This is a genomic window from Streptomyces sp. NPDC004838 (genome assembly GCF_053600955.1).
This window is the reverse complement of the sequence record NZ_JBSGAW010000022.1, coordinates 125,988-143,471: the sequence shown is the minus strand read 5'-3', so window position 1 is coordinate 143,471 and position 17,484 is coordinate 125,988. Positions and strand designations below refer to the sequence as shown.

General features: G+C 73.3%; 15 protein-coding genes. 9 read left to right on the top strand and 6 right to left on the bottom strand.

All coding sequences use genetic code 11. The annotated features are described in order from the left end of the window. Nucleotides 1–166 precede the first annotated feature (166 nt). On the top strand, nt 167–1,234 hold the full coding sequence (locus ACWEFL_RS24260) for an NUDIX hydrolase (protein WP_451716273.1): 1,068 nt from the start codon (nt 167–169) through the stop codon (nt 1,232–1,234). Between the two features lie 193 nt (nt 1,235–1,427). Here ACWEFL_RS24260 and ACWEFL_RS24255 read toward each other — a convergent pair whose 3' ends face one another. Then, a complete protein-coding gene (locus tag ACWEFL_RS24255) occupies nt 1,428–2,129 on the bottom strand; it encodes an MBL fold metallo-hydrolase (RefSeq protein WP_451716271.1) in 702 nt (233 codons plus the stop codon). 118 nt (nt 2,130–2,247) lie between these two features. Continuing rightward, entirely contained in the window at nt 2,248–3,612 is a 1,365-nt protein-coding gene (locus tag ACWEFL_RS24250; protein WP_451716269.1) for a M20/M25/M40 family metallo-hydrolase, read from the bottom strand. Between the two features lie 145 nt (nt 3,613–3,757). Between ACWEFL_RS24250 and ACWEFL_RS24245 the strand changes: the two genes are divergently transcribed. The 3 genes from ACWEFL_RS24245 (at nt 3,758) to ACWEFL_RS24235 (ending at nt 7,271) form a co-directional block, all read left to right on the top strand. Beyond that, nucleotides 3,758–5,083, top strand: coding sequence for a geranylgeranyl reductase family protein (locus ACWEFL_RS24245; protein ID WP_451716267.1), 1,326 nt, complete (start codon nt 3,758–3,760; stop codon nt 5,081–5,083). Nucleotides 5,084–5,278: 195 nt separating this feature from the next. Next, nucleotides 5,279–6,514: a sensor histidine kinase gene (locus ACWEFL_RS24240; protein WP_451716265.1), complete on the top strand. Its 1,236-nt coding sequence runs from the start codon at nt 5,279–5,281 to the stop codon at nt 6,512–6,514. Between the two features lie 91 nt (nt 6,515–6,605). After that, a complete protein-coding gene (locus tag ACWEFL_RS24235) occupies nt 6,606–7,271 on the top strand; it encodes a response regulator (protein WP_451716262.1) in 666 nt (221 codons plus the stop codon). Here ACWEFL_RS24235 and ACWEFL_RS24230 read toward each other — a convergent pair. Next, nucleotides 7,232–7,525 (bottom strand): DUF6332 family protein, encoded by a 294-nt coding sequence (locus tag ACWEFL_RS24230; protein WP_451716259.1) that lies wholly within the window; start codon nt 7,523–7,525, stop codon nt 7,232–7,234. The genes ACWEFL_RS24235 and ACWEFL_RS24230 overlap by 40 nt on opposite strands. Nucleotides 7,526–7,848: 323 nt before the next feature. Then, the gene (locus ACWEFL_RS24225; RefSeq protein ID WP_451716256.1) at nt 7,849–9,291 is read right to left on the bottom strand and encodes an MFS transporter; all 1,443 of its coding nucleotides are present in this window, start codon (nt 9,289–9,291) and stop codon (nt 7,849–7,851) included. 120 nt (nt 9,292–9,411) lie between these two features. Here ACWEFL_RS24225 and ACWEFL_RS24220 point away from each other — a divergent pair, with 120 nt between their 5' ends. The 5 genes from ACWEFL_RS24220 (at nt 9,412) to ACWEFL_RS24200 (ending at nt 15,958) form a co-directional block, all read left to right on the top strand. Beyond that, on the top strand, nt 9,412–10,626 hold the full coding sequence (locus ACWEFL_RS24220; RefSeq protein ID WP_451716254.1) for an ROK family protein: 1,215 nt from the start codon (nt 9,412–9,414) through the stop codon (nt 10,624–10,626). Between the two features lie 611 nt (nt 10,627–11,237). Beyond that, entirely contained in the window at nt 11,238–12,134 is an 897-nt protein-coding gene (locus ACWEFL_RS24215) for a YhjD/YihY/BrkB family envelope integrity protein (protein ID WP_451716252.1), read from the top strand. 133 nt (nt 12,135–12,267) lie between these two features. Beyond that, a complete protein-coding gene (locus ACWEFL_RS24210) occupies nt 12,268–12,591 on the top strand; it encodes an SHOCT domain-containing protein (RefSeq protein ID WP_451716250.1) in 324 nt (107 codons plus the stop codon). Next, nucleotides 12,588–13,397, top strand: a complete 810-nt coding sequence (locus ACWEFL_RS24205) for an ABC transporter ATP-binding protein (protein WP_451716247.1) — start codon at nt 12,588–12,590, stop codon at nt 13,395–13,397. The genes ACWEFL_RS24210 and ACWEFL_RS24205 overlap by 4 nt, the downstream gene beginning before the upstream one ends. Continuing rightward, nucleotides 13,394–15,958 (top strand): ABC transporter permease, encoded by a 2,565-nt coding sequence (locus ACWEFL_RS24200; RefSeq protein WP_451716244.1) that lies wholly within the window; start codon nt 13,394–13,396, stop codon nt 15,956–15,958. Before ACWEFL_RS24205 ends, ACWEFL_RS24200 begins: the two co-directional genes overlap by 4 nt. Before the next feature lie 77 nt (nt 15,959–16,035). Here the strand turns inward: ACWEFL_RS24200 and ACWEFL_RS24195 are convergent, their stop codons facing one another. Continuing rightward, nucleotides 16,036–16,572, bottom strand: coding sequence for an ATP-binding protein (locus ACWEFL_RS24195; RefSeq protein ID WP_451716242.1), 537 nt, complete (start codon nt 16,570–16,572; stop codon nt 16,036–16,038). A gap of 454 nt (nt 16,573–17,026) precedes the next feature. Then, the gene (locus ACWEFL_RS24190; protein WP_451716239.1) at nt 17,027–17,350 is read right to left on the bottom strand and encodes a hypothetical protein; all 324 of its coding nucleotides are present in this window, start codon (nt 17,348–17,350) and stop codon (nt 17,027–17,029) included. Nucleotides 17,351–17,484: the final 134 nt, after the last annotated feature.

Below are 17,484 nucleotides of genomic sequence, written 5' to 3'. Positions count from 1 at the left end.
CGCGGAGGCCGCTTTCCCGCGGGTTCACACCGTGGCACGACCCGGCAGGCGCACGACCGTGACACGGCCCGGCGGCCCACGGCCGGGGCACAGCCGAAACCGGTCTCCACGTTACGTGGCAGGGTGTTCCGGGCAATCCACTGTGGGCTATCGAAGAGGGGGAACCGTGATCGTCTGGATCAACGGTGCGTTCGGGGCGGGCAAGACGACCACCGCGGGCGAACTGATCGATCTGATCCCGAACAGCACGCTGTACGACCCCGAACTCATCGGCGACGGACTCCGCCTCCAACTGCCGCCGAAGCGACTCGACGAGGTGGACGACTACCAGGACCTGCCGATCTGGAGACGGCTCGTGGTGGACACGGCCGCGGCCATGCTGGCCGAACTCGGCGGCACGCTCGTGGTGCCGATGACCCTGCTGCGCCAGGAGTACCGGGACGAGATCTTCGGCGGTCTCGCCGCCCGCAGAATCGCCGTACGGCATGTGCTGCTCCACCCGGAGGAAACGATCCTGCGGCAGCGGATCGCCGAGCGTCCGGAGCCGGGACCGCCGGACGGCGGCACCGCGGCGGAGAGCGGCGACGGCGAGGGAACGACCCGCAGACAGTGGGCGTACGACCACATCGAGCCGTATCTCGGCGCGGTCGGCCACTGGATCGGCGGTGACGCCCTCGTCGTCGACAACGGGCGGCTCGGCCCCCGGCAGACGGCACATCTGATCGCCGAGGCGGTCCGCACCGGGGAGGCGTCCGTCTGCGAGATCGTGCAGACCCCCGAACCGGCGGCCGAGACCATCGCCGCCGGAGTGCTGCTCTTCGACGAGGAGGGCCGGGTACTGCTGGTCGACCCCACCTACAAACCGGGCTGGGAGTTCCCCGGCGGAGTCGTGGAAGCGGGCGAGGCGCCCGCCCGCGCCGGGATACGCGAGGTCGCGGAGGAACTGGGCATAGCGCTCGACCGGGTGCCCCGGCTGCTCGTCGTCGACTGGGAGCAGCCGCGGCCACCGGGGTTCGGCGGGCTCAGGCTGCTCTTCGACGGCGGACGGCTCACCGACGACGAAGCGGCCCGCGTACGGCTGCCCGCATCCGAACTGCGGGGCTGGCGGTTCGTCGGAGAGCGGGAGGCCGCGCATCTCCTCCCGCCCACGCGGTACGAGCGGCTGCGCTGGGCGCTGCGGGCGCGTGAGCGCGGGACCGTGCTCAATCTGGAGGCGGGAGTCCCGGTCGGCTGACGGCCGGCGGCCGCGCCGTCCGGCGTCGGCCCGCCGGGCGTGGCGCAACCGCGGGGCGGGCCACCCATCCGGCACGCGGGCGCGCACCCGTCGGCCGCCCTCCCGGTCACCGGTCGTGAGCCGCAGGCCGTGAGCCTTGAGCCGGGACGGCCGACTGACGCGGGGGCGATCGATCGCGGGCCGGATCGCGCGGCTACTCGGCGCGGGCCGTCTCCTCGGCCGCCGCGCGCAGTACCGCCGCCGTGTCCTTCGTCACCGGATCGCCGTGGCCGAAGCAGACGGTCGACGGCTCGAGCGCCGCCAGCCGGTACATCGACTCCTTCGCCCGTGCGCGGTCCGTGTTGAACACGCCCAGGATCACCCGGTCCACGCGCGCGATGGTGTCCCCGGTGAACAGCACCCCGTGGCTCGGCAGATGGACGCCGATGGAACCGTCCGTGTGGCCGGGCGCGTGGACGGCCACCGCGCCGTCGCCGAAGCCGAGGTCGTCGCCGTCCTCCACCTCGCGGTCGACTCGGGTGGGCGGTGCGGCCGGCACGGTCGACGCGTGCTCCCACAGCGGCTTCTCCCAGTCGAGCAGCACCGGCGGGGGAGCGGCCCGGTCGCCGCGGATCACCGGGGCCTCCAGCCGGTGCGCCACGATCCGCGCGCCGTAACGGTCCGCCAGTTCCCCGGCGGCGCCGACATGGTCGGGGTGCCAGTGGGTCAGCACGATCCGGCGGATACGGGCGGGGTCGTGGCCCGCGCTCCGTACTCCCCGCTCGATGGCGGGACCGGCGTTCACGTCGCCGGAGTCGACCAGGGTGAGGTCGTCGTCGGCATCGAGCCACAGATACGCCTGGCCGATGGGGAAGCGGAACAGGTGCAGTCGGGGCAGGACCTCGATGATCTCCATGCGACGAACGTAGGCATCCGGATCCGCCCGCCGCACGGATCTACGCCGAGAGCGAGCTTCGCCGAACGCTGAACTCCGCCCCCTGACGCCTCGCCCCCGAAGAACCGCCGCCGCCGCGTCAGCCTGTCATGGACTCGGCGTAGTTGCGCAGGAACAGCGCCTCCGCGACCGACAGCCGCTCCAGTTCGTCCGGCGAGACCGACTCGTTCACCGCGTGGATCCGCGCCTCCGGCTCGCTCAGACCGATCAGCAGGATCTCCGCCCGCGGATAGAGCGCCGCGAGCGTGTTGCACAGCGGAATCGACCCGCCCATGCCACTGGACTGCATCTCCTCGCCCGGATAGGCCACCCGCATCGCCGCGGCCATCGCCGTGTACGCGGGGCTGGTGGTGTCCGCCCGGAACGGCTCTCCCTGACCCACCGGCTCCACCGACACCCGCGCGCCCCAAGGGGTGTGCGCTTCGAGATGAGCCGTCAGCAGCTTCGTCGCCTCGCCCGCGTTCCGGCCCGGCGGCACCCGCAGGCTGACCAGGGCCCGCGCGCTCGCCTGCACCGACGGTGTCGCGCCGACCACGGGAGGGCAGTCGATGCCCAGCACGGTCACGGCGGGCCGCGCCCAGATGCGGTCGGCGACCGAGCCGGCGCCGATCAGCTCCACCCCGTCGAGCACCCCGGCGTCCCGGCGGAAGTCGGCCTCCGGATACCGGATCCCGTCCCAGCTCTCGCCGGCGTCCAGCCCGTCCACGGTCGTCGAGCCGTCCTCGGCGCGCAGCGAGTCCAGTACGCGGATCAGCGCGGCCAGCGCGTCCGGCGCCGCGCCGCCGAACTGCCCCGAGTGCAGATTGCCTTCGAGGGTGTCGATCCGCACCCGTACGAGGGTCATACCGCGCAGCGTGGCGGTGACCGTCGGCAGCCCCGCCCGGAAGTTCCCGGAGTCGCCGATGACGATCGCGTCGGCGGCCAGCAGTCCGGGATGCTCCTCCGCGTACCGCTCCAGGCCGCCCGTGCCCTGCTCCTCCGACCCCTCCACGATCACCTTGACGCCCACCGGCACACCGCCGTCGGCCTTCAGGGCCCGCAGGGCGAGCAGATGCATGATGAAGCCGCCCTTGCAGTCGGCGGCCCCGCGCCCGTACCAGCGGCCGTCCCGCTCGGTCAGCTCGAAGGGTGGGGAGACCCAGGACTCCAGGTCCAGCGGGGGCTGTACGTCGTAGTGCGCGTACAGCAGCACGGTCGGCGCGCCCTCGGGGCCGGGCAGAAAGCCGTACACCGACTGTGTGCCGTCCGGTGTGTCGAGTACGGCCACGTCCTGGAACCCCTCGGCGCGCAGGGCGTCGGCGCACCAGCCGGCCGCGGCCTCGCACTCGCTCCTCGGGAACTGCGCCGGATCCGCCACCGACGCGAACGCCACCAGCTCCGTCAGCTCCGCCTTGGCGCGGGGCAGCAGTGAGGCGACGGCCTCGGCGATCGGACTGGCGGACATGGGCACGCTCCTGGTCGGTGCTGCGTTGTGCTGTGTGTGTACGGCGAATGCGCGGTCGATCCTGCCACAGCGTGACGGGACGACAGCGCCGTAGGATGCCGTCGAGAGCATGGGGTAAGCGTCGGATCGGGAGCAGAACCACATCGTGAGCAGCGAGAACGGTGACACCGGGGCAGAGGCGGAAGCACATGAGCACAGCGACCCGGTGTGGGACGTCGTCGTAGTCGGCGCGGGGCCCGCCGGGGCCTCGGCGGCGTATGCGGCCGCGGTTGCGGGACGGCGGGTGCTGCTGCTGGAGAAGGCGGAACTGCCGCGCTACAAGACCTGCGGCGGCGGGATCATCGGCCCGTCACGGGACAGTCTGCCGCCCGGTTTCGAGCTGCCGCTCCGCGATCGGGTGCATGCGGTCACCTTCTCGCTGAACGGGAGGCTGACCCGTACGCGCCGGTCGAAGAGAATGCTCTTCGGGCTGATCAACCGGTCCGAGTTCGACGCCCGGCTCGTCGAACACGCGCAGAAGGTGGGCGTCACCCTGCGCACCGGGGTCACCGTCTCCCGTGTGGATCAGCACGGCCCCGCCGTACCGGACCGGCGCACGGTCGCCGTGGTGACATCCGGCGGTGAGACGATCCTGGCGCACGCGGTGGTCGGCGCGGACGGCAGCGCCAGCCGCATAGGAGCGCACGTCGGGGTGAAGCTCGACCAGGTGGATCTCGGCCTGGAGGCGGAGATCCCGGTCCCGGAGCCGGTGGCGGAGGACTGGGCCGGGAGGGTCCACATCGACTGGGGCCCCATGCCGGGGAGTTACGGCTGGGTCTTCCCCAAGGGGCGCACGCTGACGGTCGGGGTGATCTCGGCTCGCGGCGAGGGCGCCGCCACCAAGCGCTATCTGGAGGACTTCATCGCCCGGCTCGGTCTCGCCGGGTTCGAGCCCGCGATCTCCTCCGGTCATCTGACCCGCTGCCGCAGCGACGACTCGCCGCTGTCGCGCGGCCGGGTGCTGGTCTGCGGCGACGCCGCGGGGCTGCTGGAGCCGTGGACCCGTGAAGGGATCTCGTTCGCCCTGCGCTCCGGCCGGCTCGCGGGGGAGTGGGCCGTACGGATCGCCGAGTCGCACGACGCGGTGGACGCCCGCCGTCAGGCGCTCAACTACGCCTTCGCCGTCAAAGCCGGACTCGGTGTGGAAATGGGCGTCGGACGGCGGATGCTCGCCGTCTTCGAGCGCCGTCCGGGGCTGCTCCACGCGGCCATCACCGGACTGCGGCCGGCCTGGCGGGTCTTCGCCGACATCACGCGCGGCTCGACGACACTGGCGGGCCTCGTGCGCAGGAGCGGTGTGGCGCGCCGGGCGCTGGAGACGCTCGACCGCCGCGTCCAGCCGCCTGCCCCGGCGCCCGAACCCACCGCGGAACCGGCTCCGGAATCCGCCCCGGCCGCGACCTCGCGGCCGAACGGGGACGTGGGGCAGTAGCGACGACGCCGTGGACGGAGCGCGGAACAAGGCGATGCCCCGCCGGTGGCCGACGGCCCCGGACCGGACCGCCGGCCGGGCCCGGAGGCCGACGGGGCCGGGGCCGCGACCGGAGGCCGTACTCCGTGGGGAGTACACCAGGTCACCACGCCCGGCGGACGCCGGGGCGCCCCGCACCCGTCTAGCGTTGCCGCCATGGAACAGCAGCGCGCCCGCCCGTGCGGTGGTCCCCCCTGGGCCAGGGACGGCGGGCCGCCACTGTGGCGGCTGTGGGGGGAGCGCCGGTCGACCGCCCGCACACCCTGGCGGTCGACCCTCCTGGTGACCCTGTTCGTGCTGGTGGGGACAGGGTTCGCCGCCCGTGGCCAGGAGGGGACCCGCGAGTCGCTCGGCATCCTCGGGAGGGTCCTGCTGCTCGCGGTCCCCGCTTTCCTGCTGCTCCGCAACCGCCACCCCGTCGCCGCGCTCACCGGCGTCGCCGCGTCGACCCTCGTCTACCTCGGCGGCGGATATCCCTACGGCCCCGTCTTCGTGCCCGTCATCATCGCCGCCTTCTCCGCGGTCGTCTCGGGACACCGGCGAGCCGTCTGGTGGATCATCGGCGCGTTCTGGGCCGGGCATGTGCTGCTCGCCCACTGGCTGTACGCGTATCTGCCGCCGCGGGGCGACGCGGAAGCGCCATGGGGGCAGGAACTGGTCACCGCGGCCTGGATCGTGGCCGTCCTCGCCGCCTCGGACCTCGTCCGCGTACGACGCCGCGAATGGGCCCGGGCGCAAGCCGAACGGGCCCAGGCCGCGAAGCGCCGCGCGGACGAGGAGCGGCTGCGCATCGCCCGCGAACTCCACGACGTGCTGGCGCACTCCATCTCGGTCATCCACGTCCAGGCCGGTGTCGGCCTCGCGTTGCTCGACGGTGACCCCGAACAGGCCCGTACCGCGCTCACCACCATCAAAGCGGCGAGCAAGGAGGCGCTCGGCGAGGTCCGGCAGGTCCTCGAAAGCCTCCGCGCCCCCGGAGACCCGCCGCGCGCACCCGCCCCCGGCCTCGACCGCCTGCCCGAACTCGTCGAACAGGCCGCGAGCGCCGGACTGGCCGTCGGCCTGGACACCGACGGCACGCCCGTCGCCCTGCCGCCCGGCACGGATCTCGCCGCGTTCCGGATCGTGCAGGAGGCGCTGACCAATGTCGTACGGCACTCGGGCTCGCGGACCGCGCACGTCCGGATCTCGTACGCGCCGGGCCGCCTCGCCCTGCGGATAACCGACGACGGTCCGGCCACCGGCTCCGACGCGGGCGGCAGCGGCAATGGGCTGGCCGGAATGAGGGAGCGGGCCGCGGCGCTCAGCGGGACGATCGAGGCCGGTCCACGGGAGGGCGGAGGCTTCGAGGTGCTCGCCCGCATCCCCGTGCGGACGAGGGAAGCACCGTGAACCCGGCCGCGCGCCCCGGAAGAATGCCGCGACCCGGTCCCCGTCCGCCCGAGGAACACCTTGGAGCGGGCCGGGCCTCGAAGGAGACGATGTGATCCGCGTACTGCTCGCCGATGACCAACTGCTGGTCAGGGCAGGCTTCCGGGCACTGCTGGACGCCCAGGGGGACATCGAGGTGGTGGGCGAGGCGGCCGACGGCGAGGAGGCGGTCCGGCTGGTGGGCCAACTGCGCCCGGACGTCGTCCTGATGGACATCCGCATGCCGCTCCTCGACGGGCTCGCCGCCACCCGCGGGATCACCGGCGACGACGGCCTGACCGATGTGAAGGTCGTCGTGCTGACCACCTTCGAACTCGACGAGTACGTCTTCGAGGCGATCCGCTCCGGGGCCTCCGGCTTCCTGGTGAAGGACACCGAGCCCGATGAACTGCTGCGCGCGGTACGGGCGGTGGTCGGCGGGGACGCGCTGCTCTCGCCGGGTGTGACACGTCGGCTGATCGCGGAGTTCGCGGCCCGTTCCAAGGTCCCGGCGCGGGGAGACGCGCTCACCGGACTCACCGAACGCGAAAGGGAGGTGATGGCGCTGGTCGGCATCGGGCTGTCGAACGAGGAGATAGCCCGCCGACTGGTCGTGAGCCCGCTGACCGCCAAGACCCATGTGAGCCGTGCGATGGTGAAGCTGGGAGCCCGCGACCGCGCCCAACTCGTCGTCCTTGCCTATGAGTCGGGGCTCGTCCGGCCCGGCTGGCTCGGCTGACCGCTCTCATCGGGCCGCGGTCGGGCCGTGGAGAACCGCCAGAGCACGGTCACGACCCGCACCACGAAGACCAGGACGGCCGCCGCGCAGCCCGCCAGCAGCAGCCCGCGCTCGACCGCGTACGGCATGGTGAACATCAGCTTCGGTCCCGCGACCACCCCGAAGGCGACCGCGGCGACGAAGACCGCGCTCGCCAGGGCGTAGCCGATTTCGACGGTGACGGCGTCCCGGTCCGCCTGTGTGCGTCGCCTCATGCCTCCTCCTCGTCCCTGCGCCGCCGCCCAGTGTCGCAGGGGCGGCGGGGCAGGAACGGTGAGACGTCGCGGCATCGTGGCATCGCGGCGGGCTCCACGACCGGGTTCGGGCGGACTGCTCAGGCCAAGGGCGGCCCGGTCCGCGTCGCCGGGCACGGGACCATCCGGCAGGGGCAGGGGCAGGGGCAGGGGCAGGGGCAGGGGCAGGGGGTACGGGTACGGGTGTACGGGTACGGGCACAGGCGTGGGCGCGGTGGCGACCGCTTCCCTGGCCGGATGCCGCCGTGGCGGTCACCGGCGTGCCGTTCGGCAGGTTCCTGGACTCAGGCGGGCAGGGGCTGCTCCTCGGACGCGACGTCTCTCGCCGCGTACGCGATCAGAGCCGCGCCGGCGGCGAGCGCCGCCACCGTGGTCAGGGCGATGGGCAGGGTGGACCAGTCGGCGAGAAAGCCGATCACGGGCGGGCCGAGCAGCATGCCGCCGTACCCGAGGGTCGCCGTGGCGGCGACCCCGCCGGGTCCCGCGACCGCGCCCGCCCTGGCGACCGCCACGGGGAAGATGTTCGCGAGGCCCAGGCCGGCCACCCCGAAGCCGAGCAGTGCCGCCCACACGCTGGGGGCGAGCGCGCCGAGCAGCATCCCGGCGGCGGCCGTCGCACCGCCCGCGACGAGGGTACGGGTGTGGCCGAGGCGTTCCAGCAGGAACGTTCCCGAAAGTCTGCCCACGGTCATGGCGAGTGCGAACAGGGAGTAGCCGAGGGCGGCGACACCGGGGCGCGCGTCCAGATCCTCTTCCAGATGGAGTGCGCCCCAGTCGGCCATCGCCCCTTCCCCGTAGGCCGTGCAGAGCGCGATCACACCGCAGAGGAGGACGAAGCCGCGGCTACGGCCCTTCGGCGGACGCGGACGCGCCTCGGTGCGCCGGGGCCGGGTGACCGAAGACGTTTCTCCCGTGTGCCCGCCGCCGGAACGCCTGCTGCCGGAACGCCCGCTGCCGGAACGCCCGTCATCCGAGGGGGCGGCGGACGAGCCACCGCCCTTCGATTCCCTGCCCTGCGATTCCCCGTCCCGAGGGCGTTCCGTGCCGTCGCCTCCCGCGTCCGTGCGCCCGCTCGCCGTGGACCGGGTAGACGGGGCGGACGGGGTGAGCGGCATCCGCCGACCCAGCAGGGCCCGCCCGGTGACCACCGTGGCCACCAGCCCCACGGCGGCCAGCGGCAGCAGGTGCCAGGTGGGGGACAGCCCGCCCGCGACGAGCGCGCCGAGCCCGGCCCCCGCCATTCCGCCGAGGCTGTACGCCGCGTGGAAGGCGGGCATCACGGGCCGCCCCAGCGCGGCCACCAGTTCGACGGCGGCGCTGTTGAGCGAGACGTTCATGGCTCCGTACGCGGCGCCGAAGACCAGCAGCACCAGGCCGAGGGCGAGTGCGTCCGGGGCCAGCGGCGGAAGCGCGACGCTCGCCGACATCAGCGCGGCGCTGCCGACGGTGACCGGGAGGCTGCCGAAGCGCCGGCAGAGGCGTCCGGTGAGCATCATCGTCACCACACCGCCCGCCGAGACACCGAGCAGCGCGAGCCCGAGCGCGCTCGCGGAAGCGCCGGTCTGCTCCTTGATGGCGGGGATGCGGACGACCCATCCGGCGAAGAGGAAGCCGTCCAGGGCGAAGAAGAGGGTGAGGGTGAGACGGAGACGGGACAGAGCGGCGGGCGTGTGCCCGCCACGGGATCCCCACGGCAGGGCCGGCCGCAGTTTGTTCAATATCGGCACAAAGTGAGGTTAGGGCAGGAGGCCGGATTCGGACAAGACGGCTGCATTCGCGTACGAGGCGGGCCGTCGCTCCCGGTCGGGGCGGCTGCGCAGCTTCCGGATCATGGGAGACTCGCCTCCATGAACGGGAAGGCGACGAGCACCAGATCGAAGCTGGAGAGGGGCCGGAGCGCGCTCGGCCCCGCTCTGGAACTGGTCCACACGGGCCGCGCGCCCACCAGGGCCGTCCTCACCGCCGAACTGGGCGTCACCCGCGCCACCGCGGGCGCCGTCGCCGCGGAGCTCGAGGCCCTGGGGCTGATCCGGGTCGACTCCCGGCCGGCCGCGGAGACCGGCTCCCAGGGCAGGCCGTCGCACCGCCTCGCCGTCGACGACGCCGGGCCCGTCGTCCTCGCGGCCCAGGTCCACCCCGACGGATTCCGCGCCGCGCTCGTCGGCCTCGGCGGCCGGACCGTGGCGACCGCGCCCGGCTGCGTCACGGTCTCCGCCGACCCGGCGCAGGTACTCGGCGCGGTCGTCGACGCGGGCGCGGCCCTGCTGCGCGAGAGCGGGCGCCGCTGCGTGGGCGCGGGACTCGCCGTACCCTCCGCCATCGCCGAACCCGACGGCACCGCGCTGAACCCGCTCCATCTCGCCTGGCCCGCGGGCTCCCCCGTACGGGACATCTTCACCGAGCGGGTACGGGCGGCCGGAATCACCGGCCCCGTCTTCACCGGGAACGACGTCAACCTCACGGCTCTCGCCGAGCACCGGCACGGCGCGGGGCGCGGGGCGCGTCATCTGCTCTGCGTCGCCACCGGGCACCGAGGCGTCGGCGGCGCACTCGTCCTCGACGGCCGGCTGCACACCGGCAGTTCCGGCCTCGCCCTCGAAGTGGGCCACCTCACCGTCAACCCCGAGGGCCGCCCCTGCCACTGCGGAAGCCGCGGCTGCCTCGACGTCGAGACCGACCCTCTCGCCTTCCTCACCGCGGCAGGCCGTACTCCGGGACCCGAGGTCTCCCTGCTACAGCAGGCTCGGGAGATGCTCGGCACGGAGCCGGACGAACCCGGCGTGCGGGCCGCGGGCGAGGAACTCGTCGACCGCCTCGGCCTCGGCCTCGCCGGTCTCGTCAACATCCTCAACCCCGACCGCATCATTCTCGGCGGTCTGCACCAGGCGCTCCTCGCCGCCCACCCCGAGCGGCTGCGGGCCGTGGTCGCCGACCGCAGCCTGTGGGGCAGGAGCGGCGGCGTACCGATCCTCGCCTGCACGCTCGACCACAACAGTCTGGTGGGGGCGGCCGAGTTGGCATGGCAGCCCGTTCTCGACGACCCCCTGGGGGCGCTCGGCTGAGACCTCCCGCACGGCCGGCCGGCCCCGTCGGCACCGGAGCGGGCGGGCCTCGTCGCCGGGCGACAGCGCCGCCCGGCGAAGGACGCCGACGCCTACCACGACGGTGCCTCACGGCAGGCGTGCGCTCCCCGGCCGCCACCGCGGTCCGCGACTCCCGATCCGCCGGGCCGGTCCCCCGGTACCCGCCGTCCATGAGGCGTCTCCGCTGCCCTGGCGGCTGCCGTACGTCCCCGCGTGTGGGGCGGGACTGCTCCCGGGCCGGGCTGTGTGGGCCGGATTGCTCGCTGGTCGAGAGTTGGGCGTCGGACCTATCCGGTCGGCCGCGGTGTGCCCGTCCAGCGGGCCCGGCAGACGCTGCCGTGCCGCCGCTGACAGGGCAGCTCCGCAGCGGGGTCCGGCGACGGTGGACGTCCCGTCGGGTCCGGTCACAGCACTGGGGTCCGGCACCCACCGTCCATACTGGGGTCCGGCACCCACCGTTCATGAGGCGTCGCCGCGTGCCCCGGTGGCCGACCGCGGGCCGACGCTCCCGCCCACGGTCACAGGCCGTGGCCACCCGTCCGGGGGCATGATGGACGACCCGCCCCGCACGAGCGGGTACACGACGACCTATGACCCATGAGCCCCCCGGCGCGGCACGGCACCCGCACCGGCTTGAGCGGCTGCGCCGCAGGATCGCTTCCTCGCCCATCGGCCTGGGCTGGAACCGCGGCCGTGAGATGGAGCTGCTGCACCGCGCCATGGGCTTCGCCGCGCTCGGCTTCCTCACCCTGGTCCCGCTGCTGGTCGTCGTCGCGGCGGCCGACCCGGCCAGCACACAGGGCTTCGCCCGCTGGCTGGGCCAGGCGCTCGGGGTGACCGAGGTGTCGCAGGCTCAGGTCGAGCAGCTCTTCGCCCCGCCGGGCACCGCACTCCAACGGACGACGGCCTTCGGTCTCGCCGCGCTCGCCGCCTTCGGGCTGACGTTCGGCTCCGCCGTGCAGACGGGGTACGAGAAGGTCTGGGACCTGCCCACGGCCCGCTGGCACACCATGTGGCGGCATGTCGTCTTTCTCGCCCTGCTCATCTTCGCCCTGCTCCTCTTCGTCAACACACCCACACCGAACGGGTCGGTCTTCGGCACCATCGCCGCGGCGATCGCGGATCTGATCGGCGCCTTCCTCTTCTTCTGGGTCGCCCAGCGGCTGCTGCTCGGCGGCCGGGTCCGCTGGGGCGCCCTGCTGCCCGGAGCCGTCGCCACCGCCCTCTGCCTGCTCGGGCTACGGGTCTTCTCCCAACTGGTCTTCTCGCCGCTGATCGCCTCCAACGCGGTCACCTACGGCCCATTCGGAACCGTCCTGGTCCTCCAGTCCTGGCTCGTCGGCATCGGCGTAGTCGTCTACGGCGGAGCGCTGGTGGGCCGGCTCGTCCACGAGGAGCGCGTACGCCGACGACTGGAGAACCGGTTCGGCTCGGGTCCGGGCGGTGCCCCCGGCACCGCCGCCACCAGCCGCCGGGAGCAGCCGTGACACCACGGCGTACCTCCCGGGTGGTACGGGCGATGCCGCCCGCAGTACGACGACGTGGACGTTGCTTCAGCGGGAGTCTCGGACAAGACAGGCAGACCGGCATCGCACGGCCACCACCGAGGAGCTGACCGAAATGAACACCCCGGCGTTCGGCGACGGGCAAGGGCCCGGCCCATGGATCCCGCTGGCTCCGTTGATCTGGGCGCTCGTGCTAATCGGCGTCTTCGGCGTGGTCACCGTCCTGCGGCGCACCGGACCATGGCGCGGACACCGCGACCCCCGACGGACACGGACGCACACCGGCCGCACCGCACTCGACCCGTATGGCGAGAAATCCCCCATCGCCTTGCTCGGTCGCCGGTTCGCCCTCGGCGAGATCGACGAGGACGAGTACTGGCGGCGGCTCTCCGTCCTGGACGAACGGTTCGGCCGCGCGGACCGGGAGGTCCGGGGATGACCACCGAACTCGATCACGCCCTCCCCGCCGCCCGGGTCGTCGACGCCGTGAAGGTCTACGGGCGCGGCGACACCGAAGTAAGGGCCCTGGACGGGGTGAGCGTCGACTTCCCCGCCGGCCGTTTCACCGCGATCATGGGGCCCTCCGGCTCCGGGAAATCCACCCTGATGCACTGCGCCGCCGGGCTCGACACCCTGACCTCGGGATCCGCCCTCATCGGGGACACCGACCTCGGCTCGCTCGACGACCGCCGGCTCACCCTGCTGCGCCGCGAGCGCGTCGGCTTCGTCTTCCAGGCGTTCAACCTGCTCCCCACACTCACCGTCGCCGAGAACATCACCCTGCCCCTGGACCTGGCCGGCGACCGGCCCGACCCCGAGTGGCTGGCGGCGCTCATCGACACCGTGGGGCTCCGCGACCGGCTGCGCCACCGGCCGAGCGAGCTCTCCGGCGGCCAGCAGCAACGGGTCGCCGTCGCCCGTGCCTTCGCCGGGCTTCCCGACGTCGTCTTCGCCGACGAGCCCACCGGAAACCTCGACTCCCGCTCCGGCGAGGAAGTGCTGCGGCTGCTGGGACGCACCGTGCGGCGGAGCGGGCGCACCGTCGTCATGGTCACCCACGACCCGGTCGCCGCGGCCCACGCCGACGACGTGGTCTTCCTCGCCGACGGGCGGCTCGTCGACCGGATGAGCGCCCCGACCGCCGACCGGGTCCTCGACCGGATGAAAGCGTTCGAGTCCGGCGCGGGCCGCTCCCCGGCGGCCGGGGCCATGGGACACGCCGGGCACCCGAGGGCGGCGACATGAGCGGCGGCCGGGCCTCCCTGCGCATCGGCGCCAACTCCCTGCGCGCCCACAATCGGCGCTTCGTGGGAACCCTCACCGCAGTTCTCCTCGGCGTCTCCTTCCTCGCCGGCACCCTGATCATGGGCGACACCCTGCGCGGCAGCTTCGACACCCTGTTCGCCGACGCCAACGGCGGCACCGACGCCGTCGTGCGCGGCAGCCATGTCGTCTCCGTCTCCGGCGTCAGCACCCGAAATCCCGTGCCGACCGGTCTCGTCAGCCGCATCGAGAAGACGCCCGGTGTCGCCGCGGCGGCCCCCAGCGTCCAGGGCGCGGGCCAGCTCATCGGCGCGAACGGTGAACCGATCGGCGGCCAGGGCCCGCCCACGCTCGCCGGAAACTGGATCGGCGACCCGGAGCTCAACCCGTACGAACTGGCCGAAGGCCGCGCCCCGGCCCGGAGCGGCGAAGTCGTCGTCAACCGGGCCGCGGCCGAGACCGGCGGACTGAAGATCGGAGACCGGACCGTCCTGCGTACGCCAGACCCCGTGCGGGTCACCGTCGTCGGCCTCGCCACCTTCGGCGGTCAGGACGGAATGAGCCAGTCGACCTTCACGGGCATGACCCTGGCCGACGCGGAGAAGCACCTCACCGCCGAGCGGGGCGAGGCCACCTCCATCCAGGTCCGGGCAGGCCCCGGAGTCAGCCAGGACGAACTGGTGGACGCCCTCACCCCCGTACTCCCCGACGGCGTCGAGGCGATCACAGGCCAGGCGGCGGCCGAGGAGAACCGCGACGCGGTCTCCGGCCGGTTCCTGGACCTGTTCACCACCCTGCTGCTCGTCTTCTCCGGCATCGTGCTGCTGGTCGCGACCTTCTCCATCCACAACACGTTCGCCATCGTCATCGCCCAGCGCACCCGTGAGAACGCCCTGCTGCGCGCGCTCGGCGCGACCCGCCGTCAGGTCGTCGGATCGACGCTCGCCGAGGCCGCGGTCATCGCCGTCGTCGCGTCCGCCGCCGGACTGATCGGCGGCGCCGGAATCGCGCTCGGCCTCCAGGCGCTCTTCCCGGTTATCGGCTTCCCCTTCCCCGACGGCGGCCTCGTCGTCAGCGCCCCCTCGCTGCTGCTGCCACTCGCCGTCGGAGTGATCGTCTGCCTCGGCTCCGCACTGCTGCCCGCCGTCCGCGCCGGCCGGACCGCACCGCTGGCAGCGCTGCGCGAAACCACCGTGGGCCAGTCGGCGGCCTCCCGCAAGCGGACGTTCACGGGCGGGGCGCTCGCCCTCGCCGGTCTGGGGACCATCCTGATCGGCATACTCGCCACCCCGTCCATCGCCCTGGCCGCGACCGGCTCGGTGCTCGTCCTGGCCGCCTTCGTCGTCCTGGGCCCCGCAGCGGCCTCGTACGCCGTACGCGTCCTGGGCGGACCGCTCGACCGGCTGCGCGGCGTGTCCGGCAGCCTCGCCAAGCGCAACGCCCTGCGCAGCCCCAAGCGCACTGCGGCCACCGCCGGCGCGCTGATGATCGGCGTCGCGGTCGTCTCCCTCTTCACGGTCTTCGGCGCGTCACTGAAGGCGACCATGGACCAGACGGTCTCCCGCTCCTTCGCGGGCGATGTCGCGGTGAGCGCGCCCTCGTTCGGCGCGGGCGGCAGCGGGCTCAGCCCACGGCTCGCCCCGGCCATCGCCGCACAGCCCGAAATCGCCACCGCGGTCGGCCTCGGCGCAGGAGTCGCCGAGATCGACGGTGCGGGCCGGGAGCTGACCGTCACCGACCCGGTCGCGCTCGGCAGGGCGTTCGACCTCGGCGCCGTGCGCGGCTCGCTCGATGGACTCGGCGCCGACGGAATCGCCGTGACGGAGAGTGAGGCCGCCGCCCACGGCTGGCGGCCCGGCTCGACGGTCCGGCTGACCTTCGCCGACGGAGCGGAGCGGCCGTTCACGGTCCGGGCCGTGTACGAGCGGTCGGACCTGGCGGGCGGCTATGTGATCACCCGCGAGGCATGGGCCCCGCACCGGGGCCAGGACTCCGACACACTGATAGCCGTCGCGTTCCGGGACGGCGTCTCCACCGCGGACGGCACGGCGGCCGTGGAGAAGACGGCGCGGAAATACGGCGACCCCGAGGTGCAGACACGCGAGGAGTACGCCCGGTCCACGGCGGGAGGCATCGACATGATGCTCACCCTGGTCTACGCGCTGCTGGCGCTCGCCGTGCTGATCGCCCTCCTGGGCATCGCCAACACGCTCACCCTCGCGGTCCACGAACGCACCAGGGAGCTGGGTCTGTTGCGTGCCGTCGGCCAGACCAGGCGCCAGCTCCGCGCCATGGTGCGCTATGAATCGGTCCTGGTCGCCGCGTTCGGCACGGTCGGCGGAGTGAGCCTCGGCTGGCTCCTCGGCTGGGTCCTCGTCAAGGCGTCGGAGGACGTCGGCGACACGGCCTTCGTCTTCGCCGTGCCGCCCGTGCAACTGCTGGTGGTCGCCCTGGTCGGACTCACCGCCGGAGCGATCGCGGGCCGCGGGCCCGCGCGCCGCGCGGCGCGGCTGGATGTCCTGCGCGCCATCGCCGCGGAGTAGCCCGCGGTGAAACCCCCGCCGGGGGAGCGGGGGTGACGCCGGGGCGCGGTGGATCCCTCGCGGGACCGCCCGCCCGGTCAGCCGGCAACGGCTGACCGGATCCTGGCGTGTTCGCGCACCGCGTCGCGGTCGTGGGCGTCCAGGGAGGGGGCGAACCGGTCGCCCCCGGCCACCTCGTACACGATCGAACGCGACGGCGGTGTCACCACGGGCGATGGCGCGGTGAGGGAGAACCAGACGACCTTGCCGGTATCGCCCTGAGGCCGTACGCCCCAGTTCTCGCTCACCGCCGCTATCAGTTCGAGCCCCCGGCCTGAAGTGGCGAACAGATCGCCTTCGCCCGCCCGCAGCACCGGCAGCCGGGGGTCGTGGTCCCAGACGGAGACCGTGAGCCGGTCGAGCAGCAGCTCGATGTCCACGGTGCACACCTTGTCCGGTTCCGCATGCTGATGGACGTTGGTCAGCAACTCGGTGACGCCGAGCGCCGCCTGGTCGATGAGAGGATCGAGATGCCAGTAGCGCAGTTGCGCCGAGACGATTCTGCGGACCTGACCGATCCGCGACGGCAGGGCTTGGAGCTCCACCGTGCAGTGCCTGCTTGGCTGGCTGATCACGGCTGCGACTCCCCGAAGTAGGTCCGGAAGAAGACGGAGGATCGGATCCGGCAGTTGGCTGTCTGCCGATCTGTCCGGCGGCGGCTGGATCACAGCGTCACTGCCTGTACACCCTGAGTGATGTGAGACAAGCGTGAACCAAGGGTGGTGGTCGTGCAACTCGGCGGCTTTCGGGGCCGTGCGCCGCCCGAGCGAAGAAGATGCCCGGCAGGGGCAGGCCGGACGGATCGGAGACTCCGGCGGGCCGGTCGGGGCGGCGTCCTCGGTCCGGCCGGTCGCGGCCCGGCGCGACCCCGGCTTCCTCCGCGGTCCCGCTCCGCCGGCGGCACGGGGTGTCCTGTCCGGCCCGGCGACTCCGGCCCGGCCTCTTCCCCGGCCCGGTGTCCTCGGCTCGGCTTCCGGCACGGCCGTCGACTCGTCGTCCGCGCGCCGCCGCTGTCCGTCCGCCGTCGGCTCAGTCGTCGGCGATGCCGACGCCGCGCACGGCCTTCAGAAAGCGTCCGGACAGGTTTCCGTCACCGGAGCCGTGATTGCGCTGCCCCATGGTCAGCCGGTACCGCTTCCCGTTGACCGTCAGGGCCGTGCTCGCCTCGTCGGCGAACCACGGCCTGCCCGCTCTGACCGCCCTGACGGGCGCGCTGTCGATCACCCGCCCGTAACTCGTGAGCAGTTCCAGCCGGCCGTCCCTGATCAGGACCTGTCCGGCCCTCGTGAGTGAGCGCGGCCATCGCTCGATCCGTACGCCCGTGGCCCGGAATTCGGGCTCCGCCATGGCCATTGGCCCCTCCTCCCCTCGTGCTCCCGCGATGTCGTCCCCCTGCAGGCAGTCTGCACAACTCCGGCTCCACGCACCAGTGGATGTGGACAGTGCTGAGTGCATCCTGCCCACAAGTGACGCCTATGGATCCCCAA

Bases quoted from the DNA above. Each gene is read 5' to 3' on its own strand.
- ACWEFL_RS24255 (WP_451716271.1), bottom strand. From the start codon at position 2,129: ATGGAGATCATCGAGGTCCTGCCCCGACTGCACCTGTTCCGCTTCCCC.
- ACWEFL_RS24250 (WP_451716269.1), bottom strand. From the start codon at position 3,612: ATGTCCGCCAGTCCGATCGCCGAGGCCGTCGCCTCACTGCTGCCCCGC.
- ACWEFL_RS24240 (WP_451716265.1), top strand. From the start codon at position 5,279: ATGGAACAGCAGCGCGCCCGCCCGTGCGGTGGTCCCCCCTGGGCCAGG.
- ACWEFL_RS24230 (WP_451716259.1), bottom strand. From the start codon at position 7,525: ATGAGGCGACGCACACAGGCGGACCGGGACGCCGTCACCGTCGAAATC.
- ACWEFL_RS24220 (WP_451716254.1), top strand. From the start codon at position 9,412: ATGAACGGGAAGGCGACGAGCACCAGATCGAAGCTGGAGAGGGGCCGG.
- ACWEFL_RS24215 (WP_451716252.1), top strand. From the start codon at position 11,238: ATGACCCATGAGCCCCCCGGCGCGGCACGGCACCCGCACCGGCTTGAG.
- ACWEFL_RS24210 (WP_451716250.1), top strand. From the start codon at position 12,268: ATGAACACCCCGGCGTTCGGCGACGGGCAAGGGCCCGGCCCATGGATC.
- ACWEFL_RS24205 (WP_451716247.1), top strand. From the start codon at position 12,588: ATGACCACCGAACTCGATCACGCCCTCCCCGCCGCCCGGGTCGTCGAC.
- ACWEFL_RS24200 (WP_451716244.1), top strand. From the start codon at position 13,394: ATGAGCGGCGGCCGGGCCTCCCTGCGCATCGGCGCCAACTCCCTGCGC.
- ACWEFL_RS24190 (WP_451716239.1), bottom strand. From the start codon at position 17,350: ATGGCCATGGCGGAGCCCGAATTCCGGGCCACGGGCGTACGGATCGAG.